The sequence below is a fragment of the Nannocystis sp. RBIL2 genome, assembly GCF_026626745.1.
GTDB lineage: Bacteria > Myxococcota_A > Polyangia > Nannocystales > Nannocystaceae > Nannocystis.
Genome location: NZ_JAPNJW010000002.1, coordinates 4,751,025 through 4,768,453 on the forward strand (window position 1 = coordinate 4,751,025; position 17,429 = coordinate 4,768,453).

A 17,429-nucleotide genomic window follows, 5' to 3' on the forward strand; every position below is an offset into this window, starting at 1 on the left:
GGCCCCCGTGAACCCTGTCCGCACCGCCCGCGTCGAGCGAGTCACCCGCGAGACCCAGATCACCGTCGATCTGACGCTCCCGTGCGACGCGCCCGCGCGCCACCACATCGACACGCCGGTGCCGTTCCTGTCGCACATGCTCGAGGCGCTCGCGCGTCACGGCGCGATGCAGCTCGAGGTGCGGGCCCGCGGCGACACGCACATCGACGATCATCACACCGTCGAGGACGTCGGCCTCGTGCTCGGCAGCGCGTTCGACCGGGCTCTCGGCCCGCGCCTCGGCATCTTCCGCTACGGCCACTTCTCGCTGTGCATGGACGAGGTCCTGGTCGACGTCGCCCTCGACCTCGGCGGCCGGCCCTACCTCGTCTACGACCTGCCCGGCGTGGCCGGCAAGCGGGTCGGCAGCTTCGACTGCGACCTCGTGCGCGAGTTCTACCAGGCCTTCGCAGTGCAGGCGCGGATGAACCTGCACATCCACCAGCGCGAGGGGGGCAACGCCCACCACCTGGTCGAGGCCAGCTTCAAGGGCCTCGCCCGCGCGCTCCGTCAGGCCTGCGCCTCCGACCCCTACGTCGGCGTGCCCTCGACCAAGGGCACGATCGGCTGACGCGTCGAGCCGCTCGAGCACGAACCGCGCCCTGAAATCACAGCGAGCCGCGAGGTTCGAGGGGCACCAACCCAGGTTGGGTGAGCCCAAGTCGGGTCCGCGAGATCACGCGACTTGGCAACGGAGATGGCGCCTGGCCCGGGCCCGTCCTGCGCACTATAGTGCTCCTGCGCCTCTCGAAGCGGGGCGCCGTGAATGCTCGGGGGCTGACGCGACGCCGCCCTCTATTGTCGGAGTTCCATGCCGTCTGCCCGAATCCTCCTGGCCGTGCTGCCGGGCCTCATCGCCTGTGGGCCTGACATCCCCGAACCGATCTGGAAGGGCGAGCACCTTCACTACGGCTCGACGACGAGCGAGCCGATCTGTCGGGGCTCGTTCTTCCGCCAGGAGCAGCACGCGCTCCTGCTGGCCGACCTCCTCGGCCTCGAGTTGACCGAGGTCATCCGCTACACCAAGGTCGCCGACCGCGAGGAGATGGCCGAGTACTGCGAAGGTCTGAAGGCACTCGGCTGCGCCTACGTGGACGATCCCTACGCTTTCGGCATCCACGGCTTCAGCTTCCACGAGATCACCCACGTCGTGATGAACTCCGCCGGCATCGAGGGGCCGCTCCCGTTCCGCGAGGGCTTCGCCGAGGTCTTCAGCGACGGCGCCGGCTCCAGCACCGCCGAGACCCCGCTCGCCGACGTCCTCCACGGCTTCAAGCTCGACGACAAGGACTACCAGACGGCTGGCCGGTTCGCGCGGTTCCTGACCGACCGCCACGGCCTCGACCGCTACGTGCTGTTCCTGAAGAGCGCCGACTCGCAGGCGAGCTTCGACCAGTTTTCGCCTGTCTTCGAGGACATCTTCGACGAGCCTCTCGCCCAGGCGATGGCCGACTTCGAGAGCTACCCGTCGTGCCGCGAGATGAGCAACCGGGTCGCCTTGGTCGACTGCAGCCTGCCGCTCACGCCGTGGGACGGCCGAGTCGTCACCCTCACCGCCGACGTCGCCTGCGACCAGGACGACGTCCTGGGCCCCGCTCAGGACGACGTGATGTTCACGACCCGCGGCTTCGAAGTCACCGAGGCCGGCAATTACTTGTTCGTGGCCTCGCAGCCTGAGGGCTGGTCCGGCTTCCGCATCGTCAAGTGCGGCTCGTGCCAGGACAGCTTCGACAAGGAAGTCCAGCCGGGCGAGATCACGTCTTACGACCTCACCCCGGGCCGCTACTACGTGCTCTTCGGCCGAAAAACCGAGGCGCCCGCCACCCTCTGGCTCGCCGTGGGCCGGCAGTGACCGCTGCCCGGCCTGAACGATCGCCCCGAGACCGAAGCACGAGCCGCGAAGGCGATCTCGCAACGAGCCTGGGGGCATCGATCCCGGGCCTGTGCGGCAGAGGCTCCCCGTTAATTCTTGCTCATCTGCGTCTTCTTCGTCCGCGCCTCGCCCTTCTTCTCGTAGCCGGCGCTCAGGCAATCGCCGGATGAGCCGGCCTTGGTGCAGGCGTCGGCCAGCGCCGCCTTGCAGGCCTCATCGCTGCTGACCTCCGAGGACGCCTCGCCGTCGAACATCGGCGCGATCGCCACCAGCGTCAGCGTCGTCGAGTGTGACACCGGCCCGCCGCCGCTGGCCGACATCGACGACTTCGACACCGACCACTTCGTCTCGTCGCGGCAGGTCGCGCGCTCGGCCTCCGGCAGCTTGGCGCACACGTCCGCCCAGGCCGCCTCGTCGGCCTTGGCCGGGTCCTCGCCGTTGCCCTTGCCGGTGAGCTCGCCGACGGGCTTCTTCGCCACCTGAATGCTGCAGCGGTACTCCGTCTTCGGCCCCTGCGGCTGGCTCGGGGCCGCCTCGCTGCCGCCGCCGCCGCCGCAGGCCGCGAGGCAGGTCGCCAGCCACAACACGGACGCCCTGGGGGTGCTCTTGCGCTCTTCTCGCATGCCGCGCCCATAGCACATCTGCGCGCGAGCTCGCCGCGATTCCTGCTATTTTCCGCCCGCCATGTCCGACGCACCCAAGCGGCCGAGCACCCCCGATCCGCGCGCAGCCCTCGAACACCGCGAGCGTCTCGCCGACAGCTTCGCCGGTCCGAACCTCGTGTCCGGCGGCGACAAGGACCTGGCGGTGGCCGAGAAGGGCGCCGCCACGGCCGTCGAGCGCCTGCACAAGAGCGGGCGCCAGACCGCCCACGAGCGCATCGAGCTGCTCCTCGACCCCGGCAGCTTCGTCGAGCTCGACCGCTTCGTCACCCACCAGTGCCCCGACTTCGACATGCCGAGCAAGAAGGTCTACGGCGACGGCGTCGTCACTGGCCACGGCACCGTCGAGGGCCGCCCCGTCTTCGTGTTCGCCCAGCAGGCACCTGTCTTTGGGGGCAGCCTCGGCTGGGCCCACGCCATGAAGATCTGCAAGGTCATGGACATGGCCACCACCGTCGGCGCGCCGGTCATCGGCCTCAACGACAGCGGCGGCGCGCGGATCCAGGAGGGCGTCGCCTCGCTGGCCGGCTACGCCGAGATCTTCAAGCGCAACGTGCTCGCGTCGGGCGTGGTCCCGCAGCTGTCGCTGATCCTCGGCCCGTGCGCCGGTGGGGCCGTCTACTCGCCCGCGCTCACCGACCTGGTGCTGATGGTCGAGCAGAGCTCGTACATGTTCATCACCGGGCCCGACGTCATCAAGACCGTCACCCACGAAGAGGTCACGAAGGAGGCGCTCGGCGGCGCCGCCACGCACAACGAGAAGAGCGGCGTGGCCCACTTCGCCTGCCCCAGCGAGGCCGCCGCCGCCGCGATGACGCGCGAGCTGCTCGGCTACCTGCCCTCCAACAACATGGAGGACCCGCCGCACCGCCCCACCGCCGACGACCCGAACCGCGCCACCCCCGAGCTGGCCGACTTCGTCCCCGTCGACGCCTCGCGCCCCTACGACATCCGCACGATCATCCGCGCGGTCGCCGACGACGGCGCCTTCCTCGAGGTGCAGGAGCACTTCGCCCGCAACATGGTGATCGGCTTCTGCCGCATCGACGGCCGCAGCGTCGGCGTCGTCGCCAACCAGCCGCTCGTCCTCGCCGGCTGCCTCGACATCAACGCCTCGGTCAAGGCGGCCCGGTTCGTGCGCATGTGCGACGCCTTCAACATCCCGCTGTGGACCCTCGTCGACGTCCCCGGCTTCCTCCCCGGCACCGATCAAGAGTTCAACGGCATCATCCGCCACGGCGCCAAGCTGCTCTACGCCTTCGTCGAGGCCACCGTCCCCAAGGTCACCCTCGTCACCCGCAAGGCCTACGGCGGCGCCTACGACGTCATGGCGAGCAAGCACATCCGCGCCGACGTGAACCTCGCCTATCCGACCGCCGAGATCGCCGTCATGGGCGCCGAGGGGGCCGTCAACATCATCTACCGCCGCGAGCTCGTCGAGGCCAAGAACCCCGCCGCCCAGCGCACCGAGCTGCTCAACAACTACCGCGACCTGTTCGCCAACCCCTACAAGGCCGCCGAGCTCGGCTTCATCGACCAGGTCATCCGCCCCGAAGACACTCGCCGCCACGTCTCCCGCGCCTTCGCCCTGCTGAAGAACAAGCGCCAGGAGAACCCGCGCCGCAAGCACGGCAACATCCCGCTGTGAGCGACCTGCTCTAAAAGACAGGCCCTCGCAAGGCGCCCGGTCGACCTGCCCTGAAAGACAGCTGCTCGCTCGCGCGGGCCCGCCGAGCGAGCGACTCCCTGCAAAACACAGTGGCTCGCTCGCGCGGCACGGCTCCCCCCGAGCACCGGGCGAGCGCGCGCGGGGGCTCGCCCGCGACGCCGAAGCAGCGCACGCGTGGCCCCAGCGCAGCGAGGAGACAGCTCGTGCCCACGCCTCCGTCTCCTGCCGAGCGCCGCCGACGCGCCAGCCTCATCGCGCCTGCGGCCGCGCGCGGCGCCCCTCGCTGTGCTGGATCCCCGCCGCGGCGCGAAATGTGTCAAGCTCTCCGCATGTCCCCGCCCCGCGCCCTCCTCGCCCTCGCGCTCCTCGGCGCCTGCGCGCGGACCGGCCCGAGCTCGCGGACCCTGCACTACATCGACAAGACCCTCGTCACCAGCGCCCCGGTCGACCACCGCGCGTACGGGGCCTACATGCAGGCCCGGCTGGCCCTCGACGCTCAGCCGCCCGACCTCGGCCGCGCGCTGCAGCAGATCGACCTCGCCCTCCGCTACGACCGCGACGACCCGCACCTCTGGACGACCCGCGGGGAGATCGAGCTACGCCTCGGCGACGTCGACGCGGCCCGCCGCAGCAGCGCCCGCGCCCTCGCGTTCGGCCCCGGGTACCCGCCGGCGCTCCAGCTCGCCGCCCAGCTCCAGCTCCCCGGCGGCCGCCAGGTCGCCGAGGCCCGCGCCCGCTGAGGCTCCTCCGCTGCCTGGCCCCAGGACATGTCGCCTGCGACATGCCCGATCGCACATGCCCGAGAGGGCATGTCGTTTCATTCACTCTGCCAGCGCGCCGACGAAGATCCCCGCCGCGTGCAGATCTCCCACCACCTCGTCGTCCCCCCACGGCCCGGGCGCCCCGGCCAGCGCCGCCTCGATGGCAGCCAGCTCCTCCTCGGTCGGCGTCGCCCGGCAAGCGTCGAGCTCGCGGTCGCGCCACACCACCACCGCGCTCTCGCCCGCGACCGGCTCCTCCGCCCACACCTCCTCGGCCAGCCAGCCGGCGACGTCCCACGCCCCGCGCAGCACCACCACCGAAGCGGCCGCCCGCAGCGGCCCCTCCGCGCTGTCTCTTGTTTTTTTAAAAGAATCATCGGGCGCGCTCTCGGCCCGCCACGTCGCCCACTCGAGCGCCGCCAGCTCGCCGAGCCACGCCGGCGGCCCGACTTGCCCCGCCAAAAATTCCCCGAACCCGGCCGCGTTCTCGTTGAGCTCGAAGCTCTGCGCCGGTCGCTCGCGGAAGTACGCCGCCACCAACGCGTCCCACGCCGCCTCGCCCGAGCGCACCGTCACTGCCGCGCGCGTCCCCGCGTGGATGACGTCGATCGCGTCGCGCCGCAGCTTGCGGCACGTCTCGGCGTACACCTGCAGCCCGAGCTCCAGGCCCGGCGACGACTCGCCCAGCGATCGCGCCACCGCCGTCGCGTCCGCGCGCCCCTCGACGAGCGGCCGCAGCGCCGAGAACAGCGCCATCAACCGCATCCGAGCCCCTCCAGCGCCCGCGCCGACTCGCTGCGCGCCCGCGCCGCCTCGGCCAGCAGGGTCTCGATCGGCGGCACATCCGTCTCCCACTCCACGATCGTCGGGATCGCCCGCCCCGCCTTGCGGATCGTCCGGCGATACAGCGACCACACGCGCTCCGGCACCGGCCCCGTGTGATCGTCGAGCAGCAACGGCCCGCGCGGTCGGTGCCCGGCCACGTGGATCTCCCGCACCCGCGCCAGCGGCAGCGCGTCGACGTAGGCCTCCGGGTCGAGCCCGTGATTGTGCGCGTTGACCACCACGTTGCCGATGTCGAGCAGCAGCCCGCAATCGGCCTCCTCCACCACCGTCCGCACGAACGCCGGCTCGGTCAGCGCGTCGTCGGGCAGGCGCGCGTAGGTGGCCACGTTCTCGAGCACCAGCTCGCGGCCGAGACGCGCCTGCCCCTCCTTCACCCGCCGGACCACGTACGCCACCGCCTCCTCGCTGTGCGGCAACGGCAGCAGCGCGTGCGTGTAGGCGCCGCCGATCCGCCCGAAGCACAGGTGGTCGCTCCACCACGCCAGCCCCGGCGCGAGCGCGGCGATCATCGCCAAAAATTCTTCGTCGAGCGGCTCGGGTCCGCCGATCGACAGAGAGATGCTGTGTCCCACCGTCGGCCAGCGCTCGCGGCAGGCGTCGAACAATCGCCGGCGCCTGCCGCCGAAGCGGGCCCAGTTCTCCGGCATCACCTCGATGAAGTCGAGCGACGGATCGGCCGCCAGCAGCGCCTCTGCATATTCGTGCAGCAGCAACACGCCGACCCCGTCGTCGGGAATCCTCGCATTCATCGCTCGTCTCTTTTTTTAAATGTTCATACCGCGGGCGGACCCGCGGTATCGTCTCAGGTCGCGCCGCTAGCCCTTGCAGGAGCCCGCGCGCACGTTCGTCTTGACCTTCACCCCACTCTTGACACCCTTCTTCTGCTGCATCGCTAATCCTCCTGTTAAGGTCCAAGAAGGCTAGCCGACGCGATCTTCACATGCAAGGCGCGCCCGCGCTCGACGGGCCGCCAGATCCGCGCCGCGGTTTGTTATCGTCATAGTCCATGCCCGCCCACGTCCTCTCGCTGCGCGAGCCTCGATTCGGCAGCCCCGTCGCCGCCGAAGTCCACGGAGACGTCACCGTCGCCGCAGTCGCCAGCGCGTGGGGTGGGTGGTCCGGCCTCGAGGCCGAGTGCCCCGCAGTCGACGGCGCGCAGACCTCTCTCGTCGCCGACGCGCGCGCGGGCGAGACCGACTGGCGCGCCGCGCTGGTGCGCGCATTCGCAGCCGCCGCGGCTCACCTCGATCGCCTGCCGCCGCCCGAGGACCCCGAATGGACGCCGATCACCTGCCTCACCTGCGCCGTCGTCACCCCCGCGGGCGTGTTCGTCGGCTGGCTCGGCGCCGTCACTGCCTGCGTGCTCGACGACCGCCGCGTCGTCCGTGAGTCCGAGCCGCACACTCTGATCCGCAAGCTGCTCGCCGAGGGCAACAAGACCGCGGCGCTGGCCGGCATGGCCCAGAGCCTGGGCCACATCATCGTCCGCACCCTCGGCCCCGCGGGCCGCAGCCCCTCCCTCCCGGAGCTCGTCGAGTGGCCGCCGCTGCGGCCCGGCGAACGCTTGCTGCTGACCCCGCGGGCCACCGTCGCGGCCCTGCGCGGCCACCTGCCGCTCGCCCCCGCCGGCGGCGCTCCATGGCTGCAAGCCGCAGTCTCGACCTGCGACGAGGCCGGCCACCGGATCGGCGCACTGATCGAGCCATGATCCTGCCCGTAAGAGCATGCTCTAAAAAACATATCCCAAAGGACATTCTCATCTGAGCATGTCCAACGCCTCGCATCAACCTGTCTCTTCGAGCAGCAGCTCGCGCAGCATCGTGCGATGGCAGCGGCTCTCGTCGACGCACGCGCTCGAGCACAGCAGCGTCACCGTCTCGCCGCCTGCCACCCGCTCCGCCAGCGCCTGCACCTGCGCGTGCGCCGGCTCCTTGCGCATCTCGCTCAAGTACCGCCGCCGGAACATGCGATCGCCGATCGGCGCCTGCTCCTTGCCGTGGAACGCCCGCAGCAGCTCCGGGCTCGGGCTCACCTCCTTGATCCACTCGTCCCACGTCGCGTCCTCGCGCCGGACCCCGCGGGGTCGGTAGCGGCACACCAGGATCCGGGTCCCGTCGCCGCCGTGCGCGGGATCGTTCCACCGTCGCGTGAAGATCTCACCGGCACCGGAGCGCATGTGGGCGGCCGCCGTCATCGTCAAAAAATCATGGCACGCGCAGCCTCAAGCGCCGATCAAAAGCCCGCTTGCCGCGCGCTCGCCCGCCCGTCACCCTCTCTTTTTAAATGATGCTCTCGCGGTCGACCTCGCTCGCGCTGCTCGCCGTCCTCTTCGCCGCGCCCCGGCTCGTCCACGCCGCCGCGCGCTGCGAGCTGACCGGCCCGCTCGCCCTCCTCGGCCGCGTCGCCGGCAGCGACGGCCTCGCCGGCGAGTTCGACGTCCGCCGCGGCGACGCCATCGACGTCCACCTCGTCGCCCCCGGCCGCCTCGACGGCAAGCCCGTGCTCTTCTCCGACACCCGCGCCGCCCGGCACGTCTCGTGGTCCGGCTCCGGCTGTCCCGAAGTACAGATCCGCTGGCGCCGCGTCGAGCCGCGCATGCAGCACGTCACCACCCCCGCGCCCAACGCCGCGATCGCCATCTACGCCAACGCGGTCGTGTTCGGCCCCTCGCACGGCACCTGGCTCGGCTACGACCGCATCGAGTACTTCGAGACTGCGCTGCCCGCCGGCGACGACCGCTGGACCCTCACCGTGCGCGACGCCCGGCCCAGCGACGTCGCCCTCGCCGACGCGCGCCTGCCCGAGTATCGCGACCTCGGCACCATGCGCCTCGCCGCCACGGTAACCGGCCCCGACGCCGTCGCGCGCGCCACCCCCGACGCCGACGACGCCCCGCGCGGGCAGATCGGCGACGACGTGTTCCGCTACAGCGTGCGCAGCGGCGACGGCCTGTTCGGCTGGCTCACCTCCTACTTCAACGTCCCCTACGTGTTCGGCAGCGCTGGCGTCGGCGCGCGCAGCCAGGCCGAGCGCCGCGTCGGCGCCGACTGTGCCGACCTCATCGTCGCCGGCCTGCGCCGCGCCGGCCGCCGCGACCTCGCCTACTCGAGCGTCGGCGGCCTCGTCCGCTCGCTGCAGCGCCTCACCGCCCCGCTCGAGGTCCGCGCCCGCGGCGAGGCCCTCGAGGCCGCCACCTACGTCCCCCGTCCCGGAGACATCCTCGCCCTCGACTACATCGGCAGCGCCGAGCTCCCGCGCCCGTGGGACCACATCGTCGTGCTCGCAGTCGACCGCAGCCCCGGCGGCGGCCCGGCCGACGGCCGCCTCGGCCCCGACGACCTCGTCGCCGACATCGGCGACGCCCAGGGCCTCAAGTTCGCCCCGCTCGGCGCCCAGGGCGACGTCCGCGTCCTCGTCCTCCGCGCCCGCGGCATCGACAGTTGACATGAATGACTATGCCCTCGAGAACATGTTCTCTTAAACATGCTCCATTGGACATGACCTTGTGATCATGTCATGAGCCATTCCCTGGCGCCTCGCACCGCCAAGTCCACCTTCAACCTCTGAACATGAAGCTTCTACGCTGCATCGTCCTTCTGGCGGCGGCATGTACGCCTGGTCGACCCGCCGGGCCGGGCACGGACAGCTCCGGCGACGTTCAACCTTCGAAAGGGGCCTCCGGCGCCACGACGACCGCGACCACCGGCACGTCGAGCACGAGCGACGAGGGCAGCACCTCGGTCGAGCCGACTTCGGGCTCTCCCGCCGACATGCCCGGCGTGTCCTGTGACGTCTGGACGCAGGACTGTCCGCCAGGGATGAAATGCGCGCCGTTCACCGTCGGGAATTTCCTCGACGAGACCCGCTGCGTGTCCGTCGACCCGGACCCGCAACAGGTGAATGGACCCTGCCAGACGTCGGGGACGGCGGATGAGCCGACGGACGATTGCGACGTGGGGCTCGTCTGTGGATATACCGACGAGAACGGCGCTGGACGATGCATCCCGCGGTGTTCGGGGAGCCCTTCGAGCCCCGGGTGTCCGGAGCCGAACGAGACCTGTTTGACCTTGAACCAGGCGGGCACCGTCAACGTGTGCCTGGCAGGCTGCAGCCCGCTCGACCCTGTCTGTCCCGCGGGGGCGTCGTGCCTGATGGCGGGGAGCGTCGATGACCAGTTCTTCTGCGTCGACGCGGCCGACCCCGTACGGCTGGAGTACGGCGCGGCATGCCTGGTCGAGAATCAGTGCGGCGCGGGCCTGCTCTGCATGCCGAATGCACACGTCCCCGGCTGCGCCGGTGACAGGTGTTGCACGAACTTCTGCGATCTCGCAGAAATGGAGGCGTGCCCCGCGGCGCCCGGGCAGGTATGTGCACCGTGGCCCGGTCCATACCTCGACTGGGAGCCGCCGCCGGGGCTGGAGAACGTGGGGTTCTGCAGCGCCGCGATGTGACATCCTTCGCCGCCGCGCTCGAAGGATCGCGGCGCGCCCGACCTCGACGCCCCTTCGGCACGACGTGTCTCTTCGGACAGCAAGGCGGCGACCGGCGCAGCGAGGAGCCGCGCGTCCGAGCACCTCGAACGCGCGTTCCTCTTCCTCACACCGGATCGGCCGGCAGCGTCACCCCGAGCGCCGACGCCAGCGCCAGCAGTTGCTGCGGCGACGAACAGCCGAGGTGCTCCGGCGACAGCTTCCCGGCGCGCCGGCGCAGCAGCCACGACCCGGCGGGGTGGGCCGCAGCGGCCCGTCCGAACTCCTCGCCCGCGGCTTCGCCGATCCGTGCCACCTCCGCGTCGAGGCGCTCGCGCAGCTGCGGCAGCGCCCCGCGCAGGCTCGTCACCCACCCCTGCACGCGGTCGAGCACCGCGCCGTCGAGCTCGGGGTCGCGGAGCGAGCGGACCTTCTTCTCGACCTGCTCGAACGTCATCGTCTGCCACGGCAGCGTGCGCAGCACCGGCGCCTGCCATTCGCTGCGCACCCGCTCCCAGTGATCGGCGCGCGCCGGCACCGACACGATCTTGAACTGCGGCAACAGGAGCCCCGTCAGCCGCATCCCGTGGCACACCCCGGTGTCGAGGCCGAAGATCCGGTCGCGCAGCACCAGCGGCTCCGGCCCGACCACCGAATGGCCGAACACCACCGGCTTGTCGTCGGTGTAAAACTCGTACCAGGGCCTGTCGCCGTAGCGTTCGCGCAGCCGCGCGTCGCCCGACGTCGTGCCCGCGCGCACGTCCTCCGGCACCTCGTCGAGCGGCACCCCGGGGTAGAGCCCCCAGTGGACCACGCGCACGTCGTCGCGCTCCCAGTGGTACGGCAGCGTCGCCATCCACCGCACGTGGTCCTCGTAATCCGCCCCGAGCTGCAGCTTCGCCACCTGCTGCGAATACGACAGCACCCCGCGGATGTGCTTGCGCTCGTGGTTGCCGCACAGCGCCAGCGAGTTGGGGCGCGAGCGGAACAGCTCGACCACCGCAGTCGGGTCGGGCCCGCGGTCGACGAGGTCGCCGACACTGACCACCAGATCGTCGTCGCCGATCCCCGCGCGATCGAGGAGGTCGAGCAATTCGGCGTGACAGCCGTGGATGTCGCCGATGATGAGCGTGGACTGCATGACACGTACTCCTTCGGGGCGCGCGCCGATGCGCTCGCCGCCGCCCGCCAAGCATCAAAACCGCGCGGCGAAATTCCGTCGCCGCGTCGTGTCCGGGTATAAAAGCCGCCTCGTGCCCGCGCGAGGACAAAATTCCGGACAGCCGACGTGGGCCGTCTATCTCGACGGTCTGGTCGAGGAGCACGGCTCTCTCGCCGCGGTCAGCGAGCGGATGGCCGCGCTGCACGGCTGGCGCGAGGACGTCGACAGCATCACCCGCGCCCTCCGCCGCCTGCGCCTGCGCGGCAGCCTGCCCGGCGGCAAGTGGGGCGACCGCCTGCTGCGGACCTTCGGCCTGCCGGCCAGCGTCGACGCCCGCCTGCGCTTCATGGGCAGCTATCACTCGCGCTTCGTCGACCTGCCGGTGCCGCTGTGCACCGACCTCGTGCAGCTGTGGGACCGGCCTCCCACCAGCGAGAGCCGCGGCGGTCGCTTGTGGCTGTCGCTCGCGCGCGCCACCCTGGCCTTGCGCGCGCGCCAGCCCGACGAGGCCGCCACGCACCTGAGCACCGCGAAGCTGCTCGCCGCCGACGACCCCGCCGCGCAGATCGAGCTCGCCCTGGGCGAGTCATTGCTCGACAGCCGGGCCCGGCCCACCTCCGTCTCGGCCGCGCTCGCCCACGTGCCCGAGCTACTTCAATCTCTCACCGGCCCCGACGCCGACTGCCTGCGCGCTCGCTATGTCGGCCAGGTCAGCCACGCCCTCAACCACGCCGGTCGCATCGACGAGGCCGAGGCCCTGCACCTCGCCCTGCCCGACACTCTCGACACCCACCCGTTCGCCCGCAGCCGCCGCGCCAACGGCCTCGCCTACGGCCGCTTCCGCCACGGGGACCTCGCCGCCGCCCTCGTGCACGCCCGCCTCGCCGCGCGCCACGCCGGCGACGCCGGCCACGTCCGCCTGCGCGCCATGGCCCTCCTCATGGTCGTGCGCGTCGCCGCCGGCACCGCCGAGGCCGACGACGCCCTCGCCCGCGCCCGCACGATCGCCCAGGCCCTCGAGGACGCGACGCTGCTGTCCCGCTGCGATGCCGCCCAGCGCGGCCGCCTGCCGTGATCGCAGCATTTTCGTCGCTGCCATCATTCGCGCCGGCCTCGCCAATTTATCCGCGAAAACCCCTACCGCTCCGGTCCGCGCCCGCGGCATCCTCTCTTCCCATGCTCACCTCCCGCGCGCTCCTCCTCACCCTCGCCGGCCTGCTCGGCGCCTGCGCCAACAAGTCGAACCCGCCGCCGGCCGAGAGCCCCGACGGCCAGAAGGCGTGCACGATGGAGGCCAAGCTCTGCCCAGACGGCAGCGCGGTCGGCCGCACCGGCCCCAACTGTGAATTCGCGCCGTGCCCGGCCCCCGCGAGCGACGCTCCCGCAAGCGACGCCCCCGCCCCGCCGCCCGGTGAGCCGCAAAACGCCGCCCCGCCGTCGCCCTGAACGCGCCCTCGCCACGCCAACCTCCCGGCCGTTGCGACACGCCCGCTGTGCGACATGCTGGAATGGACATGTCCATGGGGACATGTCCATAAAAACATCTATTAAAACAGCCCGCCCCACGGCGCCCCGAGTTCGCCCCGTCCTTACGATCCGCCTCAAAAAATGTCCCTCATGACATGTTCTTCAGAGCATGTCCCGAAGCGCCCCTACCCTCCGCCCTCCTCACCGACCTCAGCCACACACCGCTTCCCTGAAAAGAACTACCGCCCGGGCGGCGGACGCGGCATCTTTGCCCCTCTCATGAACACCGCCCGCACGCTCCTCTTCATCGCTGCCGGCCTCGTCGGCGCCTGCGCCGGCAAGTCGGACAAGCCGCCCGCCGAGAACCCCGACGGCCCGCAGGCCTGCACCAAGGAGGCCAAGATCTGCCCCGACGGCACCACCGTCGGCCGCACCGGCCCCAATTGTGAATTCGCGCCGTGCCCCGAGCCCGCTGGCGAGACCGCCGGCGGCGAGACCCCCACGCCCGCCGAGCCGCCGGCGCCCTGACCGGGCCCTCGCGCGTCGCACTCGCGGCGCGGCCGCGGGCCCGTCGCATCGGCGCGATACCGAGGTCATCGCGCCGAATCGAACGGCGCGAGTCAATCAGCGCTCCGCCTGCGAGGCCTCCGGCTCGGAGGTTTCGCGTCTCACGCTCCCCGGTCGGGCGGCCGCTGCGGCGGCCTCGCGCGCCCTCGCGCCTGCGTCGCGCCACTCCACCTGCGGCCCCGTCCTCGCCGCCGCGGCCCGGCCGGTCGGCACTCGGCCCAGACCGTGCCGACGAGGTGTCCCTGTGAACCGGAACCTGCATCTATCGTGCGCCCTCGCCTCCGCGGTGCTCCTGGCCGCGGCGCCCGCCCTCGCCTACTTCGTCTGCCCCGAGGAGCGCGCCTCGCCGCCCGAGACCGAGCCGGCCTCGTTCGGCGTCACCAATCACAGCGCCGCCGACATCTACCTCTACTGGCTCGACCTCGAGGGCCAGCGCCAGTTCCAGGCCACCATCTACGCCGGCGGCTACCACCTGCAGAAGACCTGGCTCGGCCACGTGTGGGTCGCCACCACCGTCTACGAGGATTGCCTCGCGACCTTCGTCGGCGAGCTCGACCACGCCGAATACGACGTCTTCTGAGACCAGGCCGGCCGGCTCCACCTGTCCCGCGGGACATCCACGGAGGACTACGACCTCCGGTCCGCTCCCCGCCCTCGCGCCACCTGTCCCTCCGGACATTTTTATTTGTTTCATCAAAGCCGAGCCCGCCACGCGTTCTCCGCCGTCGTCGCCGCCCACCGGCCGCCGCGCGAAATCAAGCCGTCCCCGGCGGCCCCGGCGAGCCCCCTCGATAGCGCGCGCTAGGCTGCTTCTCGCCGCGATGCGCGACCCACTCGTCGAACTCACCGAGCGCGGCCTCTACTGTCGGGCCGGCGATTTTTACATCGACCCCTGGCAGCCTGTCGACCGCGCAGTCGTCACTCACGCCCACGGCGACCACGCCGTCGCCGAGTGTGCACATTACCTCACGGCCGCGCCCGGCCGCGGTCTTTTGGCCCTGCGCGTCGGCGAGGGCGCCGACATCCAGCCGCTCGCCTACGGCGACCCGATCGTCCACCACGGCGTCGGCGTCTCCCTGCACCCGGCCGGGCACATCCTCGGCTCGGCCCAGGTCCGCATCGAGCACCACGGCGAGGTCTGGGTCGTGTCCGGCGATTACAAGCTCGGCCCCGATCCGACCTGCGCCCCGTTCGAGTCGGTGCGCTGTCACTGCTTCATCAGCGAATCGACCTTCGGCCTGCCGATCTTCCGCTGGGCCCCGCCGGCCGCGACCATGCAGGACGTCGCGAATTGGTGGCGCGTCAATCAGCAGAGCGCCCGGACCTCCCTGCTCCTGTGCTACGCGCTCGGCAAGGCCCAGCGCCTGCTCGCCGGCGTCGACCCGGAGATCGGCCCGATCTACGTCCACGGCGCAGTCGAGCGCATGACCGCCGTCTACCGCGCCGCCGGCGTGCGCCTGCCTCCCGCCCCGCCGGTGCTCGAGGCGGCCCGCAGCGCCGACTTCGAGCGCGCCCTGATCCTCGCCCCACCGTCGGCCCAGGGCACGCCGTGGACCCGCCGCTTCAAGCGCCCGGTCCGCGGCTTCGCCTCCGGCTGGATGCAGATCCGCGGCACCCGCCGCCGCAAGGTCGTCGACCGCGGCTTCGTCCTGTCCGACCACGCCGACTGGAACGAGCTGCTCGCGGCGATCGCCGGCACCGGCGCCGAGCGGGTGTTTCTGACTCATGGCTACGCCCAGGCCATGGCCCGCCACCTGCGCGAGCGCGGCCTCGACGCCCACCCGCTCGCGACCCGCTTCGTCGGCGAAGGCGGCGGCGAGGAGCTCGCGGCATCGCCTGCATCATCGGACATGCCCGAACGACCAGACGACGACCTGGCTGCCGCTTCCGACCCGTCCGAACCCCCAGAGGACGCCCTGACCGAGCCGCCGGACGCCGAGGGAGAGCCGGCATGACCCCCGCCCCGCAGCTCCAGCCCGCCGGGGCGCATGACCCCCGCGCCATGTCCCAGGCGCCATCCTCTCGCCGAGGCCGAGCGATCTCTCCGCCTGTCCTTATCGCCATGTCCCATGCGCCACCCGGTCCCGCGCATGTCCTATCGGCCATGTCATCACATTATCACTCTCGCGGAGCCGCGTCATGAGGGCCTTCGCCGCGCTGTACGCCGCGCTCGACGAGACCACCCGCACCAGCGAGAAGGTCGCGGCGATCCGCGCCTACCTCGCGGCCGTCCCGCCCGAGGACGCCGCCTGGGCCGTCTATTTTTTGATCGGCCGCAAGCCGCGGCAGGCCGTCTCGACCCGCAAGCTCCGCACCTGGGTGAGCGAGGCCGCCAGCGTGTCCGAGTGGCTGTTCGACGAGTGCCACGAGGCCGTCGGCGACCTCGCCGAGACCGCAGCCCTGCTGCTCCCGCCGCCGACGCGCACCACCACCCTGCCCCTGCACCGGTGGGTCGAAGATCGCCTGCTCCCGCTCGCCGGCAAGGACGAGGCCGCGCAGAAGGCCGACCTGCGGGCCGCCTGGGACGAGCTCGACCGCGGCGAGCGGCTCGTCTTTCACAAGCTGATCACCGGGGCCTTCCGCGTCGGCGTCTCGCAGCGGCTCGTCATCGCCGCCCTCGCCGAGCTCGGCGAGCTCGCCCCCGCCACAGTCGCCCACCGGCTCATGGGCGCCTGGCAGCCCTCCGCCGCGCAGTTTCGCGGCCTCGTCGCCGCCGAGTCCGACCAGCCGACCACCTCGCGACCCTACCCGTTCCTGCTCGCGCACCCGCTCGAGGGCGACCCTGCCGAGCTCGGCCCGCGCGACGCCTGGCAGGCCGAGTGGAAGTTCGACGGGATCCGCGCCCAGCTCGTCCGCCGCGGCGGCCAGCTGTTCGTATGGTCGCGCGGCGAGGAGCTGATCGGCGAGCGCTTCCCCGAGCTCGCCCCGGTCGCCGGTCGCCTGCCCGAAGGGACAGTTTTGGACGGCGAGATCTTGCCGTGGAAAGACGGCGACATCCTCCCGTTCGCCGAGCTGCAGCGGCGAATCGGCCGAAAGAACCTGTCGCGCACCATCCTCGCCGAGGTCCCCGTCACCTTCCTCGCCTTCGACGTGCTCGAGGCCTCCGGCCGCGACATCCGCGAGCGCCCGCTCGGCGAGCGCCGGCCGATCCTCGAGCAATTGCTGGCCCCCCTGGTCGGCGACGTCCTGCGCCTGTCCCCCCTCGTCGCCGCCGCCACCTGGCAGGAGCTCGGCGAGCTGCGCAAGGGCAGCCGCGCCCGCAACGTCGAGGGCCTGATGCTCAAGCGCCGCGCCGCCCCTTACGGCGTCGGCCGCGTGCGCGGCGACTGGTGGAAGTGGAAGCTCGACCCGCTGGCCGTCGACGCGGTGCTGGTCTACGCCCAGTCGGGCTCCGGCCGCCGCGCCAGCCTGTTCACCGACTACACCTTCGCGGTGTGGCACGAGGGCGCCCTCGTCCCGTTTTGCAAGGCCTACTCCGGCCTCACCGACGCCGAGCTGGCCGAGGTCGACCGCTTCGTCCGCGCCCACACCCTCGAGCGCTTCGGCCCCGTCCGCGCGGTCACCCCCGAGCTGGTGTTCGAGATCGGCTTCGAGGGCATCGCCCGCTCGCGCCGCCACAAGTCCGGCATCGCCGTCCGCTTCCCGCGGATCCTCCGCTGGCGCCGCGACAAGCAGCCGCCCGACGCCGATCACCTGAGCGCCCTCGAGGCCCTGCTCGGCGCCTGAACGAGCGACAATGGCCATTGCCCCGATGACAGAACCCGACCTCGTGAAGATCGGATGGGGTCGTGAAGATCCCGAATGGCTCATCCACTGATGAAACCGGATTCGGACGCCATCATTCTGTCGTTATAGACAGACCGGCCCCACCCCCCTCCCGGGCCGCGTTTGCCGCGCTCCGGCGCGTCGCTTCG

Annotated in this window: 18 protein-coding genes; 13 read left to right on the plus strand and 5 right to left on the minus strand. The window is 71.5% G+C overall.

The window, feature by feature from the left end; all coding sequences use genetic code 11:
• Nucleotides 1-7: 7 nt before the first annotated feature.
• Together hisB and OV090_RS43650 are read left to right on the plus strand one after the other, a co-directional pair.
• Nucleotides 8-610: an imidazoleglycerol-phosphate dehydratase HisB gene (gene hisB, locus OV090_RS43645; RefSeq protein ID WP_267710843.1), complete on the plus strand. Its 603-nt coding sequence runs from the start codon at nucleotides 8-10 to the stop codon at nucleotides 608-610.
• 240 nt (nucleotides 611-850) lie between these two features.
• The gene (locus OV090_RS43650; protein WP_267710844.1) at nucleotides 851-1,891 is read left to right on the plus strand and encodes a hypothetical protein; all 1,041 of its coding nucleotides are present in this window, start codon (nucleotides 851-853) and stop codon (nucleotides 1,889-1,891) included.
• Between the two features lie 110 nt (nucleotides 1,892-2,001).
• Here OV090_RS43650 and OV090_RS43655 read toward each other — a convergent pair whose 3' ends face one another.
• Nucleotides 2,002-2,535 (minus strand): hypothetical protein, encoded by a 534-nt coding sequence (locus tag OV090_RS43655; protein ID WP_267710845.1) that lies wholly within the window; start codon nucleotides 2,533-2,535, stop codon nucleotides 2,002-2,004.
• A gap of 61 nt (nucleotides 2,536-2,596) precedes the next feature.
• Here OV090_RS43655 and OV090_RS43660 point away from each other — a divergent pair, with 61 nt between their 5' ends.
• Complete coding sequence (locus OV090_RS43660; RefSeq protein WP_267710847.1) at nucleotides 2,597-4,222, plus strand: acyl-CoA carboxylase subunit beta; 1,626 nt, start codon at nucleotides 2,597-2,599, stop codon at nucleotides 4,220-4,222.
• Nucleotides 4,223-4,572: 350 nt separating this feature from the next.
• Nucleotides 4,573-4,983, plus strand: coding sequence for a tetratricopeptide repeat protein (locus tag OV090_RS43665; RefSeq protein WP_267710849.1), 411 nt, complete (start codon nucleotides 4,573-4,575; stop codon nucleotides 4,981-4,983).
• Between the two features lie 81 nt (nucleotides 4,984-5,064).
• Here OV090_RS43665 and OV090_RS43670 read toward each other — a convergent pair whose 3' ends face one another.
• On the minus strand, nucleotides 5,065-5,769 hold the full coding sequence (locus OV090_RS43670) for a putative DNA-binding domain-containing protein (protein ID WP_267710851.1): 705 nt from the start codon (nucleotides 5,767-5,769) through the stop codon (nucleotides 5,065-5,067).
• Entirely contained in the window at nucleotides 5,760-6,599 is an 840-nt protein-coding gene (locus OV090_RS43675; RefSeq protein ID WP_267710853.1) for a DUF692 domain-containing protein, read from the minus strand. The genes OV090_RS43670 and OV090_RS43675 overlap by 10 nt, the downstream gene beginning before the upstream one ends.
• A gap of 257 nt (nucleotides 6,600-6,856) precedes the next feature.
• Here OV090_RS43675 and OV090_RS43680 point away from each other — a divergent pair, with 257 nt between their 5' ends.
• A complete protein-coding gene (locus tag OV090_RS43680; protein ID WP_267710855.1) occupies nucleotides 6,857-7,558 on the plus strand; it encodes a hypothetical protein in 702 nt (233 codons plus the stop codon).
• Between the two features lie 75 nt (nucleotides 7,559-7,633).
• On the opposite strand, the gene OV090_RS43685 is transcribed toward OV090_RS43680, so the two are convergent.
• Nucleotides 7,634-8,044, minus strand: coding sequence for a DUF488 family protein (locus tag OV090_RS43685; protein ID WP_267710857.1), 411 nt, complete (start codon nucleotides 8,042-8,044; stop codon nucleotides 7,634-7,636).
• An 89-nt stretch (nucleotides 8,045-8,133) separates the two neighbouring features.
• Between OV090_RS43685 and OV090_RS43690 the strand changes: the two genes are divergently transcribed.
• Both OV090_RS43690 and OV090_RS43695 read left to right on the plus strand, forming a co-directional pair.
• Nucleotides 8,134-9,294: a hypothetical protein gene (locus OV090_RS43690; RefSeq protein ID WP_267710859.1), complete on the plus strand. Its 1,161-nt coding sequence runs from the start codon at nucleotides 8,134-8,136 to the stop codon at nucleotides 9,292-9,294.
• 617 nt (nucleotides 9,295-9,911) lie between these two features.
• Nucleotides 9,912-10,301, plus strand: a complete 390-nt coding sequence (locus OV090_RS43695) for a hypothetical protein (protein ID WP_267710860.1) — start codon at nucleotides 9,912-9,914, stop codon at nucleotides 10,299-10,301.
• A 145-nt stretch (nucleotides 10,302-10,446) separates the two neighbouring features.
• On the opposite strand, the gene OV090_RS43700 is transcribed toward OV090_RS43695, so the two are convergent.
• Nucleotides 10,447-11,460 (minus strand): metallophosphoesterase, encoded by a 1,014-nt coding sequence (locus OV090_RS43700; protein ID WP_267710861.1) that lies wholly within the window; start codon nucleotides 11,458-11,460, stop codon nucleotides 10,447-10,449.
• A gap of 112 nt (nucleotides 11,461-11,572) precedes the next feature.
• Here OV090_RS43700 and OV090_RS43705 point away from each other — a divergent pair, with 112 nt between their 5' ends.
• The 6 genes from OV090_RS43705 (at nucleotide 11,573) to OV090_RS43730 (ending at nucleotide 17,241) form a co-directional block, all read left to right on the plus strand.
• Nucleotides 11,573-12,556 carry a hypothetical protein gene (locus OV090_RS43705; RefSeq protein WP_267710862.1) on the plus strand — a complete coding sequence of 328 codons (984 nt, stop codon included), beginning with the start codon at nucleotides 11,573-11,575 and terminating at the stop codon, nucleotides 12,554-12,556.
• Nucleotides 12,557-12,657: 101 nt separating this feature from the next.
• Complete coding sequence (locus OV090_RS43710) at nucleotides 12,658-12,927, plus strand: hypothetical protein (protein WP_267710863.1); 270 nt, start codon at nucleotides 12,658-12,660, stop codon at nucleotides 12,925-12,927.
• A 300-nt stretch (nucleotides 12,928-13,227) separates the two neighbouring features.
• The gene (locus OV090_RS43715; RefSeq protein ID WP_267710864.1) at nucleotides 13,228-13,476 is read left to right on the plus strand and encodes a hypothetical protein; all 249 of its coding nucleotides are present in this window, start codon (nucleotides 13,228-13,230) and stop codon (nucleotides 13,474-13,476) included.
• 283 nt (nucleotides 13,477-13,759) lie between these two features.
• Nucleotides 13,760-14,095, plus strand: a complete 336-nt coding sequence (locus OV090_RS43720) for a hypothetical protein (RefSeq protein ID WP_267710865.1) — start codon at nucleotides 13,760-13,762, stop codon at nucleotides 14,093-14,095.
• A gap of 241 nt (nucleotides 14,096-14,336) precedes the next feature.
• The gene (locus OV090_RS43725; RefSeq protein WP_267710866.1) at nucleotides 14,337-15,470 is read left to right on the plus strand and encodes a ligase-associated DNA damage response exonuclease; all 1,134 of its coding nucleotides are present in this window, start codon (nucleotides 14,337-14,339) and stop codon (nucleotides 15,468-15,470) included.
• Nucleotides 15,471-15,654: 184 nt separating this feature from the next.
• The gene (locus tag OV090_RS43730) at nucleotides 15,655-17,241 is read left to right on the plus strand and encodes an ATP-dependent DNA ligase (RefSeq protein ID WP_267710867.1); all 1,587 of its coding nucleotides are present in this window, start codon (nucleotides 15,655-15,657) and stop codon (nucleotides 17,239-17,241) included.
• Nucleotides 17,242-17,429 lie beyond the last annotated feature (188 nt).